The sequence below is a fragment of the Frigoribacterium sp. Leaf8 genome (assembly GCF_001421165.1).
Taxonomy (GTDB): Bacteria; Actinomycetota; Actinomycetes; order Actinomycetales; family Microbacteriaceae; genus Frigoribacterium.
The window spans coordinates 1,214,891-1,237,853 of sequence record NZ_LMKB01000005.1 but is presented as its reverse complement, the minus strand read 5'-3'; the positions used below and the strand labels follow the sequence as shown (position 1 = coordinate 1,237,853).

The 22,963-nt window shown below is 72.0% G+C and carries 19 protein-coding genes; 14 read left to right on the top strand and 5 right to left on the bottom strand.

Features of this window, described 5'->3' with window-relative positions:
- Nucleotides 1-5: 5 nt before the first annotated feature.
- Together ASL10_RS10425 and ASL10_RS10420 are read right to left on the bottom strand one after the other, a co-directional pair.
- Nucleotides 6-974: a 1-phosphofructokinase family hexose kinase gene (locus tag ASL10_RS10425; protein ID WP_056047905.1), complete on the bottom strand. Its 969-nt coding sequence runs from the start codon at nt 972-974 to the stop codon at nt 6-8.
- Between the two features lie 71 nt (nt 975-1,045).
- Entirely contained in the window at nt 1,046-1,834 is a 789-nt protein-coding gene (locus ASL10_RS10420; protein ID WP_056046880.1) for a DeoR/GlpR family DNA-binding transcription regulator, read from the bottom strand.
- 306 nt (nt 1,835-2,140) lie between these two features.
- Here ASL10_RS10420 and ASL10_RS10415 point away from each other — a divergent pair, with 306 nt between their 5' ends.
- Nucleotides 2,141-2,455 carry a hypothetical protein gene (locus tag ASL10_RS10415; protein WP_056046878.1) on the top strand — a complete coding sequence of 105 codons (315 nt, stop codon included), beginning with the start codon at nt 2,141-2,143 and terminating at the stop codon, nt 2,453-2,455.
- 519 nt (nt 2,456-2,974) lie between these two features.
- Nucleotides 2,975-3,799 carry a DUF817 domain-containing protein gene (locus ASL10_RS10410; RefSeq protein WP_082460353.1) on the top strand — a complete coding sequence of 275 codons (825 nt, stop codon included), beginning with the start codon at nt 2,975-2,977 and terminating at the stop codon, nt 3,797-3,799.
- A 102-nt stretch (nt 3,800-3,901) separates the two neighbouring features.
- Here the strand turns inward: ASL10_RS10410 and ASL10_RS10405 are convergent, their stop codons facing one another.
- Nucleotides 3,902-5,731: a GAF domain-containing protein gene (locus ASL10_RS10405; RefSeq protein ID WP_157485383.1), complete on the bottom strand. Its 1,830-nt coding sequence runs from the start codon at nt 5,729-5,731 to the stop codon at nt 3,902-3,904.
- 192 nt (nt 5,732-5,923) lie between these two features.
- On the opposite strand from ASL10_RS10405, the gene hxlB reads away from it, so the two are divergent.
- The 10 genes from hxlB (at nt 5,924) to ASL10_RS10355 (ending at nt 18,515) form a co-directional block, all read left to right on the top strand.
- The gene (hxlB, locus tag ASL10_RS10400; RefSeq protein ID WP_056046874.1) at nt 5,924-6,553 is read left to right on the top strand and encodes a 6-phospho-3-hexuloisomerase; all 630 of its coding nucleotides are present in this window, start codon (nt 5,924-5,926) and stop codon (nt 6,551-6,553) included.
- 182 nt (nt 6,554-6,735) lie between these two features.
- Nucleotides 6,736-7,671, top strand: a complete 936-nt coding sequence (locus tag ASL10_RS10395) for a hypothetical protein (protein WP_056046873.1) — start codon at nt 6,736-6,738, stop codon at nt 7,669-7,671.
- Nucleotides 7,672-7,932: 261 nt separating this feature from the next.
- Nucleotides 7,933-9,660, top strand: coding sequence for an ABC transporter substrate-binding protein (locus tag ASL10_RS10390; RefSeq protein ID WP_082460352.1), 1,728 nt, complete (start codon nt 7,933-7,935; stop codon nt 9,658-9,660).
- Between the two features lie 4 nt (nt 9,661-9,664).
- Complete coding sequence (locus ASL10_RS10385; RefSeq protein ID WP_056046871.1) at nt 9,665-10,618, top strand: ABC transporter permease; 954 nt, start codon at nt 9,665-9,667, stop codon at nt 10,616-10,618.
- Complete coding sequence (locus tag ASL10_RS10380; RefSeq protein ID WP_056046869.1) at nt 10,615-11,502, top strand: ABC transporter permease; 888 nt, start codon at nt 10,615-10,617, stop codon at nt 11,500-11,502. Before ASL10_RS10385 ends, ASL10_RS10380 begins: the two co-directional genes overlap by 4 nt.
- A 7-nt stretch (nt 11,503-11,509) precedes the next feature.
- Complete coding sequence (locus ASL10_RS10375) at nt 11,510-13,462, top strand: gamma-glutamyltransferase family protein (RefSeq protein ID WP_235452670.1); 1,953 nt, start codon at nt 11,510-11,512, stop codon at nt 13,460-13,462.
- Nucleotides 13,446-15,110 (top strand): ABC transporter ATP-binding protein, encoded by a 1,665-nt coding sequence (locus ASL10_RS10370; RefSeq protein WP_056046866.1) that lies wholly within the window; start codon nt 13,446-13,448, stop codon nt 15,108-15,110. The genes ASL10_RS10375 and ASL10_RS10370 overlap by 17 nt, the downstream gene beginning before the upstream one ends.
- Nucleotides 15,091-15,927, top strand: a complete 837-nt coding sequence (locus ASL10_RS10365; RefSeq protein ID WP_200922588.1) for a GntR family transcriptional regulator — start codon at nt 15,091-15,093, stop codon at nt 15,925-15,927. The genes ASL10_RS10370 and ASL10_RS10365 overlap by 20 nt, the downstream gene beginning before the upstream one ends.
- A gap of 171 nt (nt 15,928-16,098) precedes the next feature.
- The gene (locus tag ASL10_RS10360) at nt 16,099-17,478 is read left to right on the top strand and encodes a hemolysin family protein (RefSeq protein ID WP_056046864.1); all 1,380 of its coding nucleotides are present in this window, start codon (nt 16,099-16,101) and stop codon (nt 17,476-17,478) included.
- Entirely contained in the window at nt 17,475-18,515 is a 1,041-nt protein-coding gene (locus ASL10_RS10355) for a hemolysin family protein (protein ID WP_056046862.1), read from the top strand. The genes ASL10_RS10360 and ASL10_RS10355 overlap by 4 nt, the downstream gene beginning before the upstream one ends.
- Before the next feature lie 87 nt (nt 18,516-18,602).
- Here the strand turns inward: ASL10_RS10355 and ASL10_RS10350 are convergent, their stop codons facing one another.
- On the bottom strand, nt 18,603-19,262 hold the full coding sequence (locus ASL10_RS10350; RefSeq protein WP_056046860.1) for a GntR family transcriptional regulator: 660 nt from the start codon (nt 19,260-19,262) through the stop codon (nt 18,603-18,605).
- A 180-nt stretch (nt 19,263-19,442) separates the two neighbouring features.
- Nucleotides 19,443-21,188, bottom strand: a complete 1,746-nt coding sequence (locus ASL10_RS10345; RefSeq protein WP_056047894.1) for a glycerol-3-phosphate dehydrogenase/oxidase — start codon at nt 21,186-21,188, stop codon at nt 19,443-19,445.
- 192 nt (nt 21,189-21,380) lie between these two features.
- Here ASL10_RS10345 and ASL10_RS10340 point away from each other — a divergent pair, with 192 nt between their 5' ends.
- Both ASL10_RS10340 and ASL10_RS10335 read left to right on the top strand, forming a co-directional pair.
- Nucleotides 21,381-22,280, top strand: coding sequence for a sugar-binding transcriptional regulator (locus ASL10_RS10340; protein ID WP_233568409.1), 900 nt, complete (start codon nt 21,381-21,383; stop codon nt 22,278-22,280).
- Between the two features lie 123 nt (nt 22,281-22,403).
- On the top strand, nt 22,404-22,963 hold a 560-nt coding region (locus ASL10_RS10335), incomplete at its 3' end, for a type 1 glutamine amidotransferase domain-containing protein (RefSeq protein WP_157485467.1).

Sequence of the window (22,963 nt, the reverse complement as noted above, 5' to 3'; positions counted from 1 at the left end):
GCTGCTCAGAGGTGCCCGACGGCCGCGGGGGCCACCGGGACGACGTCGATGTCGTCAGGGAAGGTCTGGTCGAGGCGGGGGACGATGCTGCCGGGCAGGGCCGCGGCGGCGGCTCCGGACGCGACGGCCTGGGCGAGGCGGGCCGGGGCGGGTGCCCCGGTGGTCTCGGCGAGCAGGTAGCCCGACAGCGACGAGTCGCCGGCGCCCACCGTGCTCAGGGCGGTGATGACGGGGGCGGCGGCGAACCACGAGCCCTCGTCGTCGATCAACAGGGCGCCCGCGCTGCCGAGGGTGAGCAGCACGGTCTCGACGCCCAGCTCGCGCAGGCGTCGGGCCCCGGCGACGGCCGAGGCCGGGTCGGCCTCGTACGCCTCGGGGTCGCCGCCGACGATCTCGGCGAGCTCGTCGGCGTTGGGCTTGACGAGGTCGATGCCGACGCCCGACGCGATCAGGGCCGCGAACGGCTCGCCCGACGAGTCGACCGCGATGCGCGGGGCGGCGTCACCGCAGGAGGCGCGCACGGCCCGGACGACGTCGGCCAGCCAGGTCGTCGGCAGGCCGGGCGGCAGCGAGCCGGCGAGCACCAGCCACGAGGCGAGGGCCGCGTGTTCGACGACGAGGGCCGTGAGTTCGTCCACGTGGGAGCCGAGGTCGGGGCCGAGCTCGTTGATCTTGGTGGTCGTGCCGTCGGGTTCGGTCAGGGTGACGTTGGCCCGGAGGCGCTGGCCGATCGGCAGGTTGACGGTGGGCACGCCTCGCTCGCGCAGGGCGACGAGGACCGGGTCGTCGAGGGCGCCGGGCAGCAGGGCCACGGTCTCGGCACCCGACGCCGCCAGGGCCCGGGACACGTTGACGCCCTTGCCGCCGGGCTCGTCGGTCGTGCTGACCGAGCGCTGGACCGCCCCGCGCTGCAGGGTGCCCGGCAGCTCGATCGTGCGGTCGAGCGAGGGGTTCGCGGTGACGGTGAGGATCATGCGGGTGCCTCCTGGCTGCGGGGCGGTGTCGATCGGGGCCACGACGGGGCGGGGCGTGGGGGTCGGGGCGCTCATGCGACGATCACCTCGACGTCGGCGAGCTCGAGGGCCTCGCCCAGGTCGGGCGCGGGGGGCGCGTCGGTGACCACGGTGTCGATCTCGGCCAGGCGAGCGAACCGCACCAGCGCCTCCTCGCCGTGTTTGGTCTGGTCGACCACGGCCACGACGCGGCGTCCGGCACGGACGTACGCCGACTTGACGGCGCCCTCGAACTCGTCGGGGGTCGACAGCCCGAAGCCGGCGCTGACGCCGTTCGCGCCGACGAAGACGATGTCGGGGCGGAGCGCCTGGATCTGCTCGACCGTGCTGGTGCCGACGGCGGCGCTGGTCAGCCCGCGGACGCGTCCGCCGAGCAGGTGCAGGTCGACGTGGGGGCTGTGCTGCAGCAGCGCCGCGATCGGGACGGCGTTGGTGATGACGGTGAGGACGGTGCCGGGCGTCGCCGGCGTCCAGCGGGCGAGTTCGGCGGCGACGGCGGCGGTGGTGGTGCCGGCGTCGAGGGCGATCGAGCCCGTGAACGTCGGCGGCACGAGGTGCGCGGCGGCCTGGGCCACCGAGGTCTTCTCGGGGCTGTGCCGGGTCTCGCGCTCGCTCAGGCTGAGTTCGCTGACGCTGGAGCGGCCGGCGGCGACGGCACCGCCGTGCACGCGCTGGAGCAGGCCCGCCTGTTCGAGGGCGTCGAGGTCTCGGCGGACCGTCTCGGCCGTGACGTCGAGACGCAGGGCGAGATCGCTGACCGACACCCGACCGGCCGAGCGCAGGGCTTCGGCGATCGACTCGTGCCGTTCGGTGGCGTACATGCGACCTCCTCGTCGTCTCGCGGTGCTGCCGGCATGCGTGCTGCCGGCGTGGGCCGACTGTACGTCGCTTCCACAGAGAAAACAAGACAAAAGCAGAAAAACGAAGAAGAACGCAGATCGTGCAGGCGAGGACCGAGCCATGTCCGCAATGCGCACTCTTCCCGATCTGGCTAGTTCATCTAGCAATCGGCCTGCCACAGTGGTGGGCGTACCGGTTCACGGCGGTACGGGCACCGACTTCACGGGCGGTGCCGGAGTTCCAGCAGGTTCCTCAGGTGACGCAGGGTCACCAGAAATGAGAAGAACATGAACACCAGCAGCACCTCGCTCCAGGGCCTCGGCCACGAGCAACTCGTCTCCCTCGTCCGGGGCACGGTCGGTTCGGCCCGCCCCGCGGCGACCCGCCCGACCACCGGTCGCGTCGACGCGGGCCTCTACCGCCGCGACCCCCGCGTCCCGGCCGTCCGCATCGAGACCTACCCCCGTCGTCGTCGGGCGCGAGTCGCGGCCGTCGCCCTCGCCGCGCCGATCTCGGCAGCCGTCTCGGCCGTCGCCCGGGTCGACGAGCCCACCTACGCCGACTTCCTCGTGGCCGCTCCGGCCCACGCGATGTCGGCCTGAGGCGCGCGTCGTGACCTTCGCCCAGCGCATCCTCGCCGACCAGGTCGGCGATCACGTGTCGTACTTCGACACGGCCCTCGACGACACCGACGACCTCGACTGAACGGCCCGACCATGACCTCCTCACTTCCCTCGCTCGACACCCTCGTCCACCCCGACCTCCACGAGTACGTGGCCGATCGCTACCCCTTCGTGGCGGGTCTGGTGGACGACGACCAGATCTGACCGTCCCGGGCCCCGGCCCGGTGCACGACTTCGGACGGGCTGACGCCCGGCCCGTCGACGGTGCGTACCAGCGACCCGCAGCGCGGGACGCCGACGAGCACCCCACGAGAGCCCCCTCGCCGCACGGCGAGGGGGCTCTCGCGTGTCCGCGGCCGCGACCCGCGGAGGAGGCGGGTGGTCCTCGGGGCGGACGCCGCGCCTCCTCGGGGTTCGTAGCGTGGACGAGGTCGCACCCGCGGGGCGCGACGGTGCGGCCACCCGGCCCGCACCGACGACGAACCCCGAGGAGGCACGGTGTCCGCAGTCGAGGTCGTCCCGCGTCACGGTCCGGGTCGCGTCGCCCGGGCGCGCGAGTCCTTGCTCGACCTGCTGGCCTTCGGCCGCGCCCAGGCCCTCTCGTGCGCGTTCGCCGTCGCGATCTTCGCCGGGCTCGCCGTGACCCGCGTGGTCGACGTGGGCGTGCCGCGCTACGACGCGATGCTGATCTGGTGCCTGCTCGTGCAGGTCGTCCTCGTCGCGACGCGGCTCGAGACCCGGGACGAGCTGCTCGTCATCTGCGTCTTCCACGTCCTCGGGCTCGGGCTCGAGGTCTTCAAGGTCGCGATCGGCTCGTGGTCGTACCCCGAGCCCGGCGTGCTGCGCCTGGGGGACGTGCCGCTCTACAGCGGCTTCATGTACGCGGCCGTCGCGAGCTACATCTGCCAGGCGTGGCGCCGGCTGGACCTCCGCGTCGACCCCGTGCCGATGGCGGCGACCATGGCCGTCGCCGTCGGCTTCTACGTGAACTTCTTCACAAACCACTGGATCGCCGACCTGCGCTGGGTGCTGCTCGGCGTCGCCGCGCTGCTGATCACCCGGCGGTCCGTGACCTTCCGCGTGCGGGGCGTCGACCGCCGCATGCCCCTGCTCGTGTCGTTCGCCCTCATCGGGCTGTTCATCTGGATCGCCGAGAACGCCGCGACCCTGCTCGGCGCCTGGACCTACGCCTCGCAGGTCGACGGCTGGAGCCTCGTGCACCCCAGCAAGATCGGCTCGTGGATGGTGCTCGTGATCTTCAGCTTCGTGCTCGTGCTCTGGCTGAAGCAGCGGAAGGGCGCCGCACCGACCGCCACGGCGTGACGGCGTGCTGGTGTGCCGGTCGCACCACCGTCGCGTCGTCGAACCACGCTCTCGGGTGGTTCGACGACGCGGACGTGGTGCGTCCTCGCCCGCAGGTCGCGGTCAGGGGGCGGCGTGGCGCCCGACGCGCGTGGGGGCCGGAGTGGGTGCGGCAGCAGCCGCCACGGGGACCGCACCCGCACCCGCAGCCGCAGCCGAGGGCGCAGCCGTGGGCGTAGCCGCGGGCCGGGGCGCGGCGACGACGCTCGTGGCGTCGGCCACGCCCTGTGCCAGCGCGGCCGCCTGTGGGGCGCGACCCGACACGGCCGCCGCGACCGCCGCCTCCCGGGTCTCGTACATCGTCGGCAGGTCGTGACCGCCCTCGGCCGTCTCGTAGCTCTGCAGCTCGAGTTCGGCGAGGCGGGCGAACTCGGCGAGCTTCTCGGACGACACGCTCTTCGCTTTGCGGGGCCGCGTGTTGTGCAGGCAGAAGGTGCCGATCGCCTCGCCGGACGACGAGTGGATCGGGTGCCCGGCGTAGAAGTACCCGTGGTTGAGGTCGAGGTAGGGGTTGTCCTTGAACCGGTCGTCCTTGCGGGCGTCCTCGACGATCACGGGTGCGTCGGCCGCCACGGTCACGTCGCAGAACGTCAGCTCGCGGGGGATCGAGACCGGCAGCAGCTCGGTGTTGACCGCGTAGTAGAGCTTCTTGCCGTCGAGCAGCGAGACGACCGCGACGTCGACGCCGAACTCCTTCTCGGCTCGGCGGGCGAGGTCCTGCAGGGTGTCCGACCCGCCGCTGCTCGCGAGCTCGACCAGCTTCTCGGCTCCCGACCACTCGAAGGTCGGCTCGGGCAGGGCCCGTCGCGGACGGGCAGGAGGCGCGGCGTCGGTCGTCGAGGTGGCCCCGGTTCCGAGGGCGGTCGCGGGTGCGTCCGCCGGGGTCGGTGCGGGTGCGGGTGCGGCAGCCGGGGCCGGCGCGGGTGCGTCCGCCGGGCGTGCCGACGCGGGTGCGTCCGCCGGGCGTGCCGCGACGGCCTGCTCGGCCTCGAGTCGGGCGACGGCCGCCCGCGCGGCCTCCAGCTGCGCGACGACCGGGTCGACCGGGGCCGGTGCGGCCACCGACGCCGCCAGTCGGGCCACCTCGAGCTGGGCGGCGACCCGCTCGGGCACGACGGGCGCGACGGACGTGCGTCCGATGTGCTCGACGGTCTCGCCGCGGCGCACGACGTCGAGGGTCGGGGCCACCCGGTCGGCGACCACGGCGCCCCACTGCCGGTACATCGTCTCGCAGCCGTGCGGGCGACCGGGCTGCAGCTCTCCCGGGGGCAGCCGGAAGTACGAGGCCGACGGGTGCTGCGCGGCGATCCGCTCGGTGATCTCGTTCATGCGGGCGGCGTGCCGGTCCGCGACCGATCCGAACGGGTTGTCGAACCGCGTGACCGAGCGCACGGGCTGCACGCCGACCAGCACGATGCGGGCGGTCGGGTGGACGCGGCGGGTCAGGTCGGTGACGAGTGTCGTCACGTCACGCTGCCATCCCTCGAGCGGGGTGAGCATGACGGCGTCGTTGAGGCCGAGCATCACGACGACCGTGTCGTACAGGCTGAGGTCGTGGTCGCCGATCCACGAACGGGCCGAACCGGCGTTCATCATCTCGTCGCCGATGTAGTCGACCGAGCAGGCGCGACCGGTGCTCTTCGAGGTCTCCTTGGCGATCTGACCGGTGAGGGCCTGCTCGTGGCTCGTCACGCCGAAGCCGTGGGTCGGACCCGTGCCGATCAGCAGCACGGTGTCGGGGTCGGGGGAGTCCGCCCGGTAGGTCGGCCGTCCGCGTGGCGAGGGCACGTGGCGGGAACGCGAGAGCGTCCACAGGTAGAACAGGCGCATGGCAGGCCTCAGCCGCTCGTAGCTGCGCGTCGGGTGCGCGGGTGTGTCGACCGTCCTGGTCACGTGGTGCTCCTCGGGTGTCTCTCGGTGTCTCGTCCCCCTGTCCCAGGCTAGGCAGCGGTCGGCAGCCGGGCTGCCCCCAGTGCGGGTCGACGGTGGCCCCCCTTCTGGTCGCACCCCCGCCCGGAGCCCGTCGACGCGGACCGCCGGCCCGAACCTGGACGCCGGAGGCGCGGGGCGAGCAGGCTGGTACCCGTGACCCCCGCAGACAGCACGACCCCCGACGACGACCACGGTTCCGTCGCCACCGCCCTCGAGCTCGTGGCCGACGAGGTCGACGCCGCCGTCTCGGCGGTGCTCGACGCGGATGCCGGAGGCGACGACTCGTCCGACACGTCCGGCCAGCTCGACGCCTTCGCCGACCTGCTCGACGACGCCGAGCGCGTCTTCGTCCACGGTGCGGGTCGCTCGGGTCTCGCCCTCCGCATGACCGCGATGCGGTTGATGCACCTCGGGCTCGAGGTCCACGTCGTCGGCGAGGTCACGACGCCGGCCATCGCCGACGGGGACGTGCTGCTCACCGCGAGCGGCTCGGGCACGACGTCCGGCATCGTCGCCGCGGCCCGGACGGCCGTCGACGCCGGCGCGCGGGTGGCCGCCATCACCACCGCCGCCGACTCGCCGCTGGCCGACCTGGCCGAGGCCGTGCTCGTGGTGCCCGCCGCCGACAAGCAGGACCGCTCGGGAGCCGCGTCGTCGCAGTACGCCGGCGGGCTGTTCGAGCAGACCGTCGTGCTGCTCGGTGACGCCGTCTTCCACGCGCTGTGGAAGCGCTCGGGTGCCGATGCCGACGAGCTCTGGCCCCGCCACGCCAACCTCGAGTAGCCGCCCCGCGCCTCCTCGCCTCCGCGCGGCTTCTTCGCCCCGCTCTGCACGAGGTCGCACCACCGTCGAGTCATCGAACTGCCCCGTCGGGCGGTTCGATGCCGCAGACGTGATGTGACCTCGTCCTCGCCCTGCCTGTGGACGACCACTGGCGGACCGCCATGTGACGGCAGTCTCTCCCTGTGATCGAACATCTGCCCCACATCATCCGGTCCGACCGGCTCGAGCACGGGCGGCGGGAGTCCGAGGCCGTGCGTCGTGGTGTCGAGCGGGGTGAGTTCGTCCGGGTGCGTCGTGCGGCAGCCGTCGACGCTGCCGCGTGGCGAGCGGCCTCCTCTCGGGATCGCCACCTGATCCTCGTCCTCGCCGTCATGCCGCGGCTCGCTTCGCGGATGGTGGTGTCTCATGCGTCGGCGGCCGCATGCTGGGAGCTGCCGGCCCTCGGTGAGCGGCCGAGCCGCGTGCACGTCGTCGACCCGGACCGCCGCACGACCCAGACGACGGCGAACGTCGTGCGGCACCCGGGACCGCTCTCCGGTGAGGAGGTGCGGTCGATCCCTCCACTTTCCCTCACCTCTCCGGCTCGAACAGCAGCCGATCTCGCCCTCACGTCGTCGTTCCGTGACGCGGTGGTCGCCCTCGATGCCCTCGTGCGGAGGGGGCTCGCGACCGCGGATGACGTGCGGCACGTCCTCGACGGACGTGGGTCGGCACGAGGCCTGCCGAGTGCACGCCGGGCGGTCGCCTTCGCGACGCCCGAGGCCGAATCCCCGGGGGAGTCGCTGACGCGGGTCGTCCTGCACGAGCTGGGCGCGCCTCCTCCGGTGCTCCAGCAGCATTTCACCTGGGGCGACGGCGGCCTCTTCGCCGACGTCGTCGACTTCTGGTGGCCCCGGTTCGGCGTCGTGCTCGAATTCGACGGACGGATCAAGTACGCGGAAGGGCGGTGGAAGAAGGGCCGGTCGCCCGGACAAGTCGTCGTGGACGAGAAGATCCGAGAGGACCGCATCCGCAACCGGCCCGAGGTCAACGGATTCGCGCGAACGGTCTGGGACGAGTTGTCGCACCCACCCCGCCTGGCCGCGAACCTCCGCTCAGCAGGGCTGCCCTTGCCGTGACGCTCAGGTCGCACCACTTCCGAGTCGTCGAACCAACCCCGAGCGTGGTTTCGTGACGCGATCGTGGTGCGACCTCGGTGCGGGTGCGGGTGCGGGTGCGGGTGCGGGCGGGTGCGTCTCTAGGCGAGACGGGCCGGAGCCGGACCGGCCGGGCCACGTTTTACCCGCGCGAAACAATTCGTATACAAAACTGGGGCGTGCGGCAGGATTGTATGCAATCCACGCCGCGCAGACCGATACCACCCGAGCATCGGAGGCCCGATGGCCCGCCCACCCCGCCCGACCCGCGCCGCGAGCGCCGGCACGGCCCGCGCCGCGAGCGCGACCCCCGCCGCGAGCTCCCCGGCCGGGCGTCGCCGCCTGCGCCGGGCCCTCGCGCTGCCGGCCCTCGCCGCCGCCGCGACGCTCGCCCTGACGGCCTGCGTCCCGCAGCAACCCGCCGGGACGAACCCGCCCGACAAGACCGACGTGACCACCGCGCCGATCGGCGACCGGACCATCGTCGAGGGGGGCGACCTGGTCATGGCGCTGTCCGCCGAGCCGGACGCCCTCGACCCCACCACGTCGTCGTCGCTCTACACGCGCTACGTCATGGAGACCGTGTGCCAGAAGCTGTACGACATCGACGCCGAGGGTGACCTCGTGCCGCTGCTGGCGACCGAGCTGCCGACGCTGTCGGACGGCGGGCTGACGGTCGACATCCCCGTGCGCACGGACGCCGTGTTCGCGGACGGCACCCCGTTGGACGCCCAGGCCGTCGTCACGACGCTGCGTCGTCACCTCGACAAGCCCGACTCGTCGCGGGCCAGCGAGCTCGGCCCGGTGACCGGGGTCGAGGCCCTCGACGACGACACGGTGCGCCTGACCTACGAGCGCCCCTTCGCCCCGCTGACCGCGGCCCTCGCCGACCGCGCGGGGATGATCATGTCCCCGACGGCGCTCGAGGCCGAGGGCGACGACTTCGGCGACGCCCCGGTCTGCGTGGGCCCCTTCAAGTTCGTCGACCGCGTGCCGCAGACCTCGATCTCGGTCGAGCGCGACCCGCTCTACTACGACGCCGAGGACGTGCACCTCGACTCGATCACCTACCGCATCATCACCGACGCGAGCATCCGTGCGGCGAACGTCCGCGCGGGCGACGTGCAGGTCGCCGACTCGATGTCGACGATGGACGTCGACTCCCTCATGGCGGACGACGGCCTCACGGTGCTGCAGGTCGGTTCGTTCGGCTACCAGGGCATCACCGTGAACATCGGCAACCAGGACGGCGTCGGGACCGACCCCGTCCAAATCGACACCCCCTTGGCGAGCGACGTGCGCGTCCGTCAGGCGCTGGCCATGTCGATCGACCGGGACGCGCTGGTCCAGAGCGTGTTCGGCGGGTGGAACGACACCGCCTGCTCGCCGATCCCGCCGACGAGTCCGTTCGCCACCGATGCCAGCGACGCCTGCCCGGGCTACGACCCCGAGGGGGCGAAGCGCCTCCTCGCCGAGGCGGGTGTGACGACGCCCTACGAGATCGAGATCCAGGCCAGCAACAACGCCGACACGCTGCGCCTCGCCCAGGCGTTGCAGGCCCAGGTCGCCGACGGTGGGTTCCGCCTGTCGATCACCCCGGTCGAGTACTCGACCCTGCTCGACGTCCAGTCGCGCGGCGACTTCGACGCGCTGCAGCTCGGCTGGTCGGGCCGCGTCGACCCGAACGGCAACATGGTGAACTTCCTGCGCACCGGTGGCGGCAACAACTACTCGGGCTACAGCAACCCCCGGGTCGATGAGCTGCTGGCCGACGCCGCCGCGTCCATCGACGTCGACGAGCGTGCGGCGCTCTACGGCGAGGCCGTGACGCAGGTGCAGGAGGACGAACCGCTGATCTACCTGTACCGCACCCGCAGCCTGACCGCGCTGACGAACGAGGTCGCCGGGGTGTCCACCTACGCCGACGGCGTCGTGCGGCTCAGCAACGCCGCGTTCGTCGAGGGGGAGTGACCTGATGACCCGTTACCTGTTCACCCGGCTCTGGCAGTCGGCCGTCACGCTCGTGATCGCCTCGATCGTCGTGTTCTGGGGCGTGCGCCAGCTGCCCGGCGACCCGGCGCTGGCCCTCGCCGGAGAAGAGGCGACGCCCGAGCGCGTCGCCGCGATCCGGGCCGACCTCGGCCTCGACGACTCGCTGCTGGTCCAGTACGGCCGGTTCGTCGGCAACTTCGTCCGCGGCGACTTCGGTGAGTCCACCCGCACCGGCACCCCGGTCACCGAGCTGATCGGGGCCACCCTGCCGGTCACTCTGTGGCTCGCCCTCTACGCCATCGTCGTGGCGGTCGTCGTGGGCGTCGCCCTCGGCGTCGTCGCCGAGCGCTACCGCGGACGCTGGCCCGAGTGGATGGCCAACGCCGCCGCCCTGGTCGGTCTGTCGGTGCCGAACTTCTGGCTCGGCATCCTCGCGATCCTCTGGCTCGCGGCGGGCCTCGGCCTGTTCCCGGCGTCGGGCTACGTGCCGGTGGCCGAGAACCCGGCGAGCGCGTTCTACCACCTGACCCTGCCGGCTCTGATCCTCGGCACGAGCCTCGCCGCGGTCATCATGCGGCAGACCCGGGCCTCGATGATCGAGACGATGAAGACCGACTACGTGCGCACCGCGCGGGCCAAGGGGCTCGGGCGTGGGCGGGTGCTGATGCGCTACGGCCTGCGCAACTCGATGATCGTGGTCGTCACGATCGTCGGCCTACAACTCGGCGGCCTGATCTCGGGCGCCGTGGTGACGGAGCGCATCTTCGCGCTGCCGGGCTTCGGCAAGCTCACGCTCGACTCGGTCTTCACCCGTGACTACCCCGTGATCCAGGCCGTCGTGCTGATCATCACGGTCGGCTACATCCTGATCAACCTGGCGGTGGACGTCCTGTACTCCGTCATCAACCCGCGCATCAGGGTAGGAGGCGCATCGTGACCGTCATCGAGACACCCACCGCCGCAGGGGCGGGCCTCGGGTCGGGGCGGGGACGCGTCTGGCGCGGCCTCGTCCGCAACAAGCTCGGCGTCACGGGCGGCGTCATGCTGCTCGTCGTGCTCGTCGCCGGCCTTGCCGCGCCCCTCATCGCCCCGTACGACCCGACCCGGGTGAACTTCGAGCTGCCGTTCCAGGTGCCCGGCACGGTCGGCTACGTGCTCGGCACGGACGACCTCGGCCGCGACATCCTCTCGCGCACCGTCTACGGCATCCGCGTCTCGCTGCAGGTCGGCGTGCTGTCGGTGCTGCTGGCCGTCGTGGTCGGCACGCCGCTCGGGTTGCTGGCCGGCTACTGGCGGTGGCTCGACGGCGTGATCTCGCGCCTCACGGACGTCATGCTGGCGTTCCCGTTCCTCATCATCGCCGTCGCGCTCGCCGCGATCAGCGGTCCCAGCCTGACGAACGCGGTGGTCGCCCTCGGCATCGCGCAGGTGCCGACGATGATCCGCGTGGTGCGCGGCGAGACGCTCCGGATCAAGTCGACCGACTTCGTCCTCGCCGCGGCGACCATGGATGCCTCGGGGCTGCGGGTGATCTTCCAGCACGTCCTGCCGAACTGCGTCTCGGCGATCATCGTCCAGGCGACGGTCATCATGCCGGTCGCCGTGATCGGCGAGGCCCTCCTGTCGTTCCTCGGGCTGGGTATCCAGCCGCCGACGGCGAGTCTCGGCATCATGCTCAGCGACGCGCAGCAGTACCTGGCCAAGGCGCCCTTCGCGGCCGTCGTGCCGGGTCTCGCGATCGCCGTGATCTGCCTCGGCTTCAACCTGTTCGGCGACGCCCTGCGCGACGCCCTCGACCCCACCGCCAGCGACCGGAAGTGACCCCCTCGTGACCTACACCACCCCTGACGAGTTCGTCACCCGCCCCGACCTGCGCGGCACCTTCGGCATGACGTCGTCGACGCACTGGCTGGCGACGGCCTCGGCCCAGTCGGTCCTCGAGCGCGGCGGCAACGCCTTCGACGCGGCCGTCGCGGGCGCCTTCGTCCTGCACGTCGTCGAGCCGCACCTCAACGGTCCGGGCGGCGACCTCACGGCGATCTACGCGACGGCCGAGGCCCCCGACGCCCCGACCGTGCTCGTCGGCCAGGGCCCCGCCCCGGCCGGGGCCACCCGCGAGCACTACCTGGCCGAGGGCCTCGAGCTCGTCCCCGGGTCGGGAGCCCTCGCGGCCGCCGTCCCCGGTGCCGTCGACGCCTGGCTGAAGCTGCTGGCCGAGCACGGCACCTGGTCCCTGGCCGACGTCCTGGCCTACGCGATCGGCTACGCCCGCGACGGCCACCCGATCGTGGCGCGCGTGGCGTCGACCATCGAGACCGTCGCCGACCTGTTCACCGAGCACTGGCCCACGTCCGCCGCCCAGTGGATGCCGGGTGGCGAGGTGCCGCGTGAGGGCGACCTGCTGACGAACCCCGCCTACGCGGCGGTGCTCGACGAGTTGGTCGCGGCGGGCGAGGCCCTCGGCCCCGACGCGTCCCGCGAGGCGAAGATCGAGGAGGCGCGGGTCGAGTGGGGCAGCGGACACGTCGCGCAGGCGATCGACGCGTTCGTCCGCACTCCGCACCGTCACTCGTCGGGCACCGACCACGCGGGCGTGGTCACGGCCGCCGACCTCGCCGCCTTCCGGGCCACGACCGAGCCGGCGACCACGATCGAGTTCCGCGGCCACACCGTCGCCAAGACCGGCGCCTGGGGTCAGGGTCCCGCCCTGCTGCAGGTGCTGGCGCTGCTCGAGCCGCTCGACGACGCCCTGCTCGACCCGTCGACCGCCGACGGCGCCCACACCATCGTCGAGGCGCAGAAGCTCGCGATGGCCGATCGCGAGGCCTGGTACGGCCCCGGGGACGTGCCCCTCGACGTGCTGTTGTCCGCGGACTACGCCGGCCGGCGCCGCGCGCTGATCGGCGAGCGGGCGTCGCACGAGCTGCGACCGGGCGACGTCCCGGGGCGCGAACCGTTCGCCCTGCCCACGATGCGCACCGAGTACCTGCCACCCGCGCTCAGCGAGGCACCGGCCGGCGTCGGCGAGCCCACCGTCGCCGCCCCCGGACGGGCACCGGTTCGCGCCGACGCAGCCGACGCAGCCGACGCAGCCGACGCACCCGTCGCACCGACCGAGGACGCCCCGGCGACCGCCACCGCGCCTCCGGCCGACCGTCTGGCCGAGCCGTTCACCGAGCCCACCGGCGAGACGCGCGGCGACACCTGCCACCTCGACGTCGTCGACCGCTGGGGCAACGTCGTGTCGGCGACCCCGTCGGGCGGCTGGTTGCAGTCGTCGCCGACGATCCCCGAGCTTGGCTTCTGCCTCGGCAGCCGGCTGCAGATGTCGTGGCTCGACGAGGGCACGGCGTCGACGCTCGCACCCGGCACCCGCCCGCGCACCACGCTGACGCCCACGCTCGTGCTGAAGGACGGCGAGTCCGTCGTCGCGCTCGGTTCGCCCGGCGGCGACCAGCAGGACCAGTGGCAGCTGCTCTACCTGCTGCGCACGATCGTCGGCGGCTACACCCCGCAGCAGGCGATCGACGCCCCGGCCCTGCACACCACGTCGTTCCCGGGCAGCTTCTGGCCCCGCACCTGGGAGCCCGGAGGCGTCGTGGTCGAGGACCGCCTGGGCGACGACGTCATCGACGCGCTGGTCGCCCGCGGCCACGTCGTCACCCGCGCCGGCGGCTGGTCCCTGGGCCGGCTGTCCAGCGTGTCGCGAGACCCCGAGACCGGTGTGCTCTCCGCCGCCGCCAACCCCCGAGGAGCCCAGGCCTATGCCGCAGGACGCTGAGAACCCGACCTCCCCCCTGCTGAGCGTGCGCGACCTCCGCGTCTCGTTCGGCGACACCCCCGCCGTCCACGGCGTCGACCTCGACGTCCTGCCTGGCGAGCGGGTGGCGATCGTCGGCCAGTCCGGCTCGGGCAAGTCGACGGTGGTCGCCGCCATCCTGCGCCTGCTGCCCGGGGCCGGCCACATCACGGGTGGCACGATCGAGCTGGCGGGGCCCGACGGCGGCACCCTCGACCTCGCGCAGGCGACCGAGGCCCCCATGCGTCAGGTGCGCGGCGCCCGGATCGGCCTCGTGCCGCAGGACCCGTCGACCAACCTGAACCCGTCGATGAAGGTCGGCGCGCAGATCGCCGACGCGCTGCGCACCCACGGCCTCCGCGGCCACGACGAGGTCCAGCGTCGCGTCGTCGCGCTGATGAGCGAGGCGGGCATCCCCGAGGCCGAGCGCCGGGCGGGGCAGTTCCCCCACGAGTTCTCGGGCGGCATGCGCCAGCGCGTGCTCATCGCGATCGCCCTGGCACGGGAGCCGCAGCTGCTCATCGCCGACGAGCCGACCAGCGCGCTCGACGTGACGGTGCAGCGGCAGATCCTGAACCACCTGCAGACGCTGGTCGAGAGCCGTGGCACCTCCCTGCTCTTCATCACCCACGACCTGGGGCTCGCCGCCGACCGCACCGACCGCATCGTCGTGATGCTCGAGGGACGCGTCGTCGAGCAGGGCACGCCCGAGCAGATCCTGCGTCGCCCGCAGCACGAGTACACGAAGCGCCTCGTCGCGGCGGCGCCGACGCTGGCCTCGGCCACCGCCCTCCGTCGGGGCGAGGCCGTCCTCGACGAGGCGACGGACGCGAAGGAGGCGCGGGTCGACCCGATCCTGACCGTCACGGACCTGGTCAAGGAGTTCCGCCTCCGTGGTCGCCGTGGCGAGCAGGTGCGGGCCGTCGACCACGTCTCGTTCGAGGTGCCGCGCGGCACCACGACGGCGATCGTGGGGGAGTCCGGCTCGGGCAAGACGACCGTGGCCCGCATCGTGCTCGGCCTCGAGTCGGCGACGAGCGGGTCGGCCCTGATCGACGGCGAGAGCATCACGACGAGCCGCGGTGCGTCCCGTCGCGCGCTGCGTCGCCGGGTGCAGCCCGTCTTCCAGGACCCCTACGGTTCGCTCGACCCGACCTCCAGCGTCGAGCGGCTGATCGACGAGCCGTTGCGCATCTTCGGCGTCGGCGACCGTGCCTCGCGTCGGCACCGGGTCGCCGAGCTGCTCGACCAGGTCGCCCTGCCGCGCTCGGTCGCGCAGAGCCGTCCGAACGAGTTGTCCGGCGGGCAGCGTCAGCGCGTGGCCATCGCCCGGGCGCTGGCGCTCGAGCCCGAGCTGCTCATCTGCGACGAGGCCGTCTCGGCGCTCGACGTGCTCGTCCAGGAGCAGATCCTCGAGCTGCTCGGCGACCTGCAGCGTCGGCTCGGCCTCAGCTACCTGTTCATCACGCACGACCTGGCGGTCGTGAGGCAGATCGCCCACGACGTGGTGGTGATGCGCAAGGGCGCCGTGGTCGAGCGCGGTAGCGTCGACGACATCTTCTTGTCGCCCCGTGCCGAGTACACGACCGAACTGTTGGGAGCCATCCCCGGTGCCAGCCTCGCCCTCTGAGGGCCCGACGCCCGTCGTCCTCGTCGACGCCCTGCGTCGCGAGATCGTCGAGGGCGCCCTCGTGCCGGGGACGCGCATCACCGAGGCGTCGGTCGCCCGCCGCCACGGCGTCTCGCGCGTCCCCGTGCGCGAGGCGCTGCGTGCGCTCGAGGCCGAGGGGTTCGTCGAGTCGACGCCTCACGTGGGCAGCCGGGTCGCGGCGATCCCGGTCGACGAGGCCGACGACCTCTTCGCCGTCCGCGAGGCCCTCGAGATCTCGACCGCGCGACGCGCCGCCCAGCGGGCGCGCGAGCTGTTCGGAGAGCCGCGCCCGCCCGAGGACTGGTGGCGCACGCGGCGCGTGCTCGGCCAGCTGCTCGACGACGGGGACGCCGCCGTCGAGGCCGGCGACCTCGACCGTCTCGTCGAACTGAACGACCGGTTCCACGTGGGCGTGGCGCAGCTGAGCGGGAGCGCCACCCTGGCCACCCTGCTGCGCCAGCTGTCGAACAAGATCGAGTGGCTGTACGCCCTCGACACCTTCTCGCGAGGCAAGCGGCTCTGGCCCGACCACCGACGCATCCTCGCGGCGATCGACGCCGGCGACGAGGCCGGGGCCGCCGAGCTGATGGGCTGGCACGTGCGCGAGTCGCGCATCGGGTTCCTCGCCCGCACCGAGCCGGCCGACCGCGTGGCCGACCTGCGGGCCACTCCGCCCGCCCTGCCGCCGACCATCCCGACGCCGACCATCCCGACGCCGACCATCCCGACGCCCACGATCTCGACGTCGGAGACCTCCACGCCGACCACCTCGGCGGCGGCGGCCCCTCCGGCCTGACCCGCGCCTCCTCGGCTCGAGGGCGGGTCGACTGCATCGACTGCACGTTCTCAGGCATCGGTCGGGGGATCTGCTTACTGTTCTCGGTCATGGACGAACCTCCCTCTCACATGCCCTGGCCTCTCCCACGCCTGACCGCCCGCGCGGTCGTCACAGACGGGGAGGGGCGACATGAATGACTGGGTCATGGTCGGCATCGGCCTCGTGCTCACCGTCGGCACCGGCTTCTTCGTCGCGTCCGAGTTCTCGCTGGTCAACCTCGACCGGAACGAGCTGGAGGCGCGGCGCGACCGGGGCGAGAAACGCCTCGGTCCCACGATCAAGGCGTTGCGCATCACCTCGACGCACCTCTCCGGTGCGCAGCTCGGCATCACGCTGACGACCCTGCTGACCGGGTACACCTTCGAGCCCGCCATCAGTTCGATGCTGAGCGGTCCGCTCGACTCCCTGGGCGTGCCCGCCGCGGCCGTCCCGGTCGTCGGCAGCGTCGCGGGCATCGTGCTCGCCACCCTCTTCTCGATGGTCGTCGGCGAGCTCGTGCCGAAGAACTTCGCCCTCGCGCTGCCGCTCGCCACCGCGAAGTTCGTCGTGCCGTTCCAGGCCGCGTTCACCACGGTCTTCAAGCCGCTCATCCTGCTCTTCAACAACACCGCCAACGCGGCCATCCGCGCCATGGGCATCGAGCCCAAAGAAGAGTTGTCGGGCGCCCGCTCGGCCGAAGAGCTGAGTTCGCTCGTGCGCCGGTCGGCCCTCGAGGGCCAGCTCGACCAGGACCACGCGACCCTGCTGGGCCGTACCCTGCGCTTCTCGCAGCACGACGCCTCCGAGGTGATGACGCCGCGCGTCCGCATGACGACCATCGCGTCGACCGGCTCGGCCGCCGACGTCGTCGAGGCCGCCCTGACCTCGGGCTTCTCGCGGTTCCCCGTGATCGGCGACGACAGCGACGACATCGTCGGGGTGGTGCACGTGAAGCACGCGTTCGCGGTCCCGCTCGCCGAGCGCGCCTCCGTCGTCGCGACCGCCCTCATGCAGGAGGCGCGCTTCGTGCCCGAGAGCATGGGCACCGATTCGCTGCTCGGCCTGCTGCGCCACGGCGGCCTGCAGATGGCCGTGGTGCGTGACGAGTTCGGCGGCACCGCCGGCCTCGTCACGCTCGAGGACGTCGTCGAAGAGCTCGTCGGCGAGCTCGAGGACGAGCACGACCGAGCCCGCGTGGGCATCGTGCGCCAGGCCGGCACCGTGCTCTTCGACGGTGCCCTCCGGCCCGACGAGCTGGCCGACCGGGCGGGCATCCGCGTGCCCGACGACGGCGACTACGAGACGGTGGCCGGATTCGTCATCGACCGGCTCGACCGCCTGCCCGAGGTGGGCGACGAGGTCGCCCTCGAGAGCGGCAGCGGCAGCCTGCGGGTCGAACGCGTCGCGAACGGACGCCTCGAACGCCTGCGTTTCGTGCCGGCCCCACCTGACGGCGGCCTCGATGCCGCCGCACCCACGACCGAGCACGACCGCGTGGTCGCCTCGCTGACCGAAGGGGTCGACCGATGAACGAGTACCTGCCCGGAATCGTCTGGCTGGTCGTGCTGCTGATCGTCAACGGGTTCTTCGTCGGCGCCGAGTTCGCCGTCATCTCGGCACGCCGATCGCAGATCGAGCCGCGTGCCGAGGCCGGCAGCAAGGCCGCGAAGACGACCCTGTGGGCGATGGAACACGCGACGCTCATGCTGGCCACCAGCCAGTTGGGCATCACCGTCTGCTCGCTGGTCATCTTGAACGTCTCGGAGCCGGCGATCCACCACCTGCTCGAGATCCCGCTCGGTCTCACCAGCCTCTCGGCCGAGGCGATCGGCGTCGTCGCGTTCGTCGTGGCGCTCGTGCTCGTCACGTTCTTGCACGTGGTCGTCGGCGAGATGATCCCGAAGAACCTGTCGTTCTCGGTGCCCGACCGGGCGGCGCTCATCCTGGCGCCCCCGCTCGTCTTCGTGGCGACGGTGTTCAAGCCGGTCATCTGGTCGCTCAACGCGATCGCCAACGGCGTGCTGAGGCTCTTCCGGGTCGAGCCGAAGGACGAGGCGACGAGCTCGTACACGCTCGACGAGGTCGCCACGATCGTCCAGCAGTCGACCCGCGAGGGCACGCTGACGGACTCGTCGGGCACCCTGTCGGCGGCGTTCGAGTTCACCACCCGCAAGGTGCGCGACGTCGAGGTGCCCCTCGACGAGATGGTGCACCTGGCGCCGGGGTCGACTCCGGCCGACGTGCAGCGCGCCGTGGCGGCCCGGGGGTACTCGCGGTACGTGCTCACCGACGGAGACGGCCAGCCCACGGGTTACCTGCACCTCAAGGACGTCATGGACCTCACCGGCGACGGGGCCTTCGAGGCACCCGTGCCCGAGAAGCGCATCCGCCGCCTGGGCGCCGTGGGCCGCGACACCGACCTCGAGGACGCCCTGGCCTCGATGCGCCGGGTCGGCGCGCACGTCGCCCGATCCGTCTCGCCCGAGGGCGTCACCACCGGCGTGCTGTTCTTGGAGGACATCATCGAAGAACTCGTCGGCGAGGTCGACGACGTCACGGCGGTCTGACGGGTCGAGGGACGGTCGGCCGTGCCCGCTCGGTCGGCCGTGCCCGCTCGGTCGCCCGTGCCCGCTCGGTCGGCCGCGCCCGCCCGCTCAGGCGACGGGGCGCTGGCCGGGTAGGGCGTGCAGGTCCTCGGCGGCGAGTTCGGCGGCGATGGGGTCGCCCGCCTCGGTCGCCTCGCGCAGGGCGGCGAACGAGTCGGCCATCGAGTCCCACTGCAGCACCTGCACGATGTTCGGCACGCGCAGTTTGTAGGCGAGGCCGTCGGTGACGTCGGTGCAGACCTTGACCAGTGACGGATTGCCGCAGTGGTCGACGTAGGTCGAGAACAGCGCGATGGCGTGGGCGTTCAACGCCGGGGCGTCTTCACGGTCGAGGTCGCCGAGGCAGACGTCGATGGCCCGCACGATCTCTCGCTTGACGGCGTCCGGCAGGTTCGGGACGGCCAACCGGACGGCGCCGCCGAAGAGCACGCCCAGGGTCTGGACCGCCTGGACGGCCTCTTCGGCCTTCGGCGTCGCGACCTTCGTGTAGCGGTTCGGCGCCATCTCGACGAGGCCGGCGCGCACGAGGTCGCCGAGTGCCTCGCGGATCGGGGTGCGCGACACCTGCAGCCAGGCGATCAGCTCGTCGTCGTGCAGGCGTTCGCCCGGTTCGAGCGTGCCGTCGATGATCGCGTCACGGATGCGGCTGCGGACCGTGTCGCGCAGCAGCTGTCGTTCGGCGGCAGGGGGAGTGACGGGAATCGGCATGCGGCCTCCTAGATCCTCACGGGCGTCTGCCCGGCCAGCATCCTAATACGGAAACGTCACATTTTGCCCGATGGGCAGCGAAGTCGACATGTCAATGTCAGGTCACGAGATCCTCGGCGACGACGACGAAGCCCCGCCCCTCGGAGGGAGGGGCGGGGCTTCTCGATCGGGTCGGTGTCGTCAGTTCGTCGCCGCGGCGGGGGCCGCCGCAGGCACGTGCTGCGAGTGGACCTCGACGCCGTGCGAGTCGCGCAGGGTCGTCAGGGTCTGCTCGATCTCGTCGTCGCGCTGCTCGGTCGTCCATCCGAGCGAGCGGGCCATGACGTCCGCGATCTCGGTGAGCAACTCGATGGTGACGCCCCCGACGAACGCGAGGTTCGTGCGGCGCAGGACGACGTCGGCCAGGTGGACGGCGTCCTCGTGCTCGGCGAAGTAGGCGATCTCGGCCGTGGTCAGCGTCGAGTCGGCCTCGAGGGCCTGCGACGGCTGGTCGAGCAGCACCTCGATGACGTCGGAGGCGCGGGTGCCGTAGCGGGTGAGCAGACGGTCGACCTGGTCACAGTCGAGCCCGTCGGCGTGGGCCGCGACCCAGGTGGTGCGGGCGCCCTCGGTGGTGGGGAAGCCCTTGCCGCCGCCGATCGCCATGCCGGTGGTGTCGACCGTGCGCTTCACGCCGAGCTTCGTCGTCGCCTCGGTCGAGAGGTGCGCCGACAGGGCACGGAAGGTGGTCCACTTGCCGCCGACCAGGCTGAGGACGGCCGTGCCGGGCAGCTCGGCGACCTCGGTCTCGACGATGCGGTAGTCGCGCGACACGAAACCCGCGGCGAGGTCGTCGTGCTTGGGCAGGGGGCGGACGCCCGAGTAGCGGTAGACGATGTGGTCGCGATTGAGCTCGATGTCGGGGTAGACGTGCTTCACCAGGTCGAAGAAGTAGTCGACCTCTTCTTCGGTGCAGACGGCCGGCTCGGCCATGTCGGCCTCGAGGTCGGTCGTGCCGATGAGCACGCGACCCTTGAGCGGGTAGATCAGGACGATGCGGCCGTCGTTGTTCTCGAAGAAGATCTCGCGACCGTTCGTGGCCTCGAGCAACTCGGGGCTGTCGACGACGATGTGCGACCCCTTGGTGCCGCCCATGTACTGCGACTCGGCACCGAAGGCCTTGTTGGTGAGGTCGGTCCAGGGGCCCGACGCGTTGATGACGACGTCGGCCTTCACCGTGAACTCGGTCCCGCTGACGACGTCGCGCAGGGTCACGCCGCCGTCGGCGGTCCCTACGGCCTCGAGGTAGTTGGCGCTGCGGGCGTTGTCGCCGGCGGCCAGGCCGTCCTTCAACACGTCGAGCGCGAGGCGCTCGGGCTCGTGCACCGACGCGTCGTAGTAGGTGCCCGTGTACTTGAGGGCCTTGTTGAGGTGCGGCATCTCGGCCAGCGCCTTCTTGCGACCGAGGAACTTGTGACGGGGCACCGAGCCGCCGTCACGCGAGAACGAGTCGTACATGGTCATGCCGACCTTGATCAGCAGTGCGCCGCGCTCCTTCGTGGAGCGCTGCTTGTGCGTCAGCATGCGCAAGGGGGCGTTCATGATGCCGCTGAACGTCGAGAAGATCGGCATCGTGGTCTGCAGCGGCTTGACGTAGTGCGGGGCGATCTTCAGCAGGCCGTTGCGCTCTTCGACGCTCTCGCGGACGAGGCGGAACTCGCCGTTCTCGAGGTAGCGGATGCCGCCGTGGATCATGTGGGACGACGCGGCGGACGCGCCGGATGCGTAGTCGGCCCGTTCGACGAGCACGACGTCGACGCCCTGGAGGGCGAGGTCGCGGAAGGTCGCGATGCCGTTGATGCCACCGCCGACGACGAGCACCTGTGCCGTCGGGCGGTCGACGATGCGCTGCACGTTGGGACGGATCGAGTCTGTCTTCTTCGACATGGTCACTGCTTCTTTCGAGATGCGATGTCAGGTGGTGGTGACCGACTCGTCCTGCGGGCCGGTAGATTCATCGTCGTCCCGATGCACACAAGGTGCAACGTATCTGCACGAACGTGCAAGGAGGTCCCGTTGGTCGCTGGCGACACGTCCGAACGCACACAGGAGGCCCTGCGCGCCGCGCACCTCTACTACATGCAGGACCTCACGATGGAGGCGATCGCGCACGAACTGCAGACGTCCCGCTCGTCGGTGTCGCGCCTCCTGAAGGCGGCACGCGAGACGGGCCTCGTCGACATCCAGATCAAGTCCCCGCTCGACCAGCCGACGGCCGTGGGCGACGGGCTGCACCGGCGGTTCGGCGTGGTCGCGCACGTGGTCCCGGTGCCCGACCAGACCAGCGACGTCGACCGGCTCGACCGGGTCGCGCTGTCGGCTGCACGAACGCTCACCCAGTACGTCGACTCGAACATGGTCGTCGGCGTCGCCTGGGGCTCCACCGTCAGTGCGGTCAGCCGGTACCTGGTGCCCAAGACCACGCACAACACCGTCTTCGTCCAGCTCAACGGTGCGGCGAACACCCGCACGACCGGCATCGAGTACGCCAGCGAGATCCTGCGTCGGTTCGGCCACGCGTACGGCGCCCTGATCCAGCAGTTCCCCGTGCCCGCGTTCTTCGACGACCCCGCCACCAAGAGCGCCCTGTGGCGGGAGCGCAGCACCCGACGCGTCCTCTCGCTGCAGGGCGCCATGGACCTCGTCGTCTTCGGCGTCGGCTCGCGCGAGGCACACGTGCCGAGCCACGTCTACTCGGGTGGTTACCTCGAGCAGAGCGACCACGACAGTCTGGCCCACGACCACGTGGTGGGCGACGTCGCGACCGTGTTCTTCCGCGAGGACGGCTCGTCGGCCGACATCGAGCTCAACCGGCGCGCCACCGGGCCCGACCTGGCGACCATCCGACGCACGCCGCGTCGCGTCTGCGTCGTCGCGGGGGAGGCCAAGGTGGTCAGCGTCCGCGGTGCGCTCGCCGCGGGCCTGGTCACCGACCTCATCCTCGACGAGGGGACCGCCAGGGCGCTCCTGGCCAGCTGAGCGGGAGGGGCCGCGGTCCGGAGGCGCGGGTGGGGTACACCGAGCCAGCCACGACCCAGCCCGCCCGCGTAGACGGGAGGCGTCGCACACCGGGCCCCGACCGGCCCCGAGAGGAGCATCACCATGGCAAGCACCGAACTCACCGGACGCCGCGTTCTCGCGATCGTCACCAACTACGGCGTCGAGCAGGACGAGCTCATCGTCCCCGTCGCGAAGCTGCGCGAGCAGGGCGCCACCGTCGTCGTCGCCGGCGTCTCCACCGAGCCGATCCAGACGCTCGTCGGCGACAAGGACCCGGGGCAGACCGTCCGCCCCGACACGACCATCGCCGAGGTCGACGCCGCCGACCACGACCTCCTGCTCGTTCCCGGCGGCACCATCAACGCGGACACCCTCCGCACCGAGAGCGACGCCGTCGACCTGGTGAAGGCCTTCGCCACGGCGGGCAAGCCGATCGCGGCGATCTGCCACGGCCCGTGGGCGCTCATCGAGGCCGGCCTCGTGACGGGCAAGGAGCTCACCTCCTATGCGTCGCTGCAGACCGACGTCCGCAACGCCGGCGGCAGCTGGGTCGACCGTTCGGTGGTGACCGACGTCGAGCAGGGCTTCACGCTCGTCACGTCGCGTGACCCCGGCGACCTCGACGACTTCGTCCGCGAGACCTCGTCGGCGCTGGCCGCCAC

What these genes read in the sequence shown, in the direction of transcription:
- ASL10_RS10425 (WP_056047905.1), bottom strand. Translation starts at nt 974, where the DNA reads ATGATCCTCACCGTCACCGCGAACCCCTCGCTCGACCGCACGATCGAG.
- ASL10_RS10420 (WP_056046880.1), bottom strand. Translation starts at nt 1,834, where the DNA reads ATGTACGCCACCGAACGGCACGAGTCGATCGCCGAAGCCCTGCGCTCG.
- ASL10_RS10415 (WP_056046878.1), top strand. Translation starts at nt 2,141, where the DNA reads ATGAACACCAGCAGCACCTCGCTCCAGGGCCTCGGCCACGAGCAACTC.
- ASL10_RS10390 (WP_082460352.1), top strand. Translation starts at nt 7,933, where the DNA reads ATGGCCCGCCCACCCCGCCCGACCCGCGCCGCGAGCGCCGGCACGGCC.
- ASL10_RS10385 (WP_056046871.1), top strand. Translation starts at nt 9,665, where the DNA reads ATGACCCGTTACCTGTTCACCCGGCTCTGGCAGTCGGCCGTCACGCTC.
- ASL10_RS10370 (WP_056046866.1), top strand. Translation starts at nt 13,446, where the DNA reads ATGCCGCAGGACGCTGAGAACCCGACCTCCCCCCTGCTGAGCGTGCGC.
- ASL10_RS10360 (WP_056046864.1), top strand. Translation starts at nt 16,099, where the DNA reads ATGAATGACTGGGTCATGGTCGGCATCGGCCTCGTGCTCACCGTCGGC.
- ASL10_RS10355 (WP_056046862.1), top strand. Translation starts at nt 17,475, where the DNA reads ATGAACGAGTACCTGCCCGGAATCGTCTGGCTGGTCGTGCTGCTGATC.
- ASL10_RS10350 (WP_056046860.1), bottom strand. Translation starts at nt 19,262, where the DNA reads ATGCCGATTCCCGTCACTCCCCCTGCCGCCGAACGACAGCTGCTGCGC.
- ASL10_RS10345 (WP_056047894.1), bottom strand. Translation starts at nt 21,188, where the DNA reads ATGTCGAAGAAGACAGACTCGATCCGTCCCAACGTGCAGCGCATCGTC.
- ASL10_RS10340 (WP_233568409.1), top strand. Translation starts at nt 21,381, where the DNA reads ATGCAGGACCTCACGATGGAGGCGATCGCGCACGAACTGCAGACGTCC.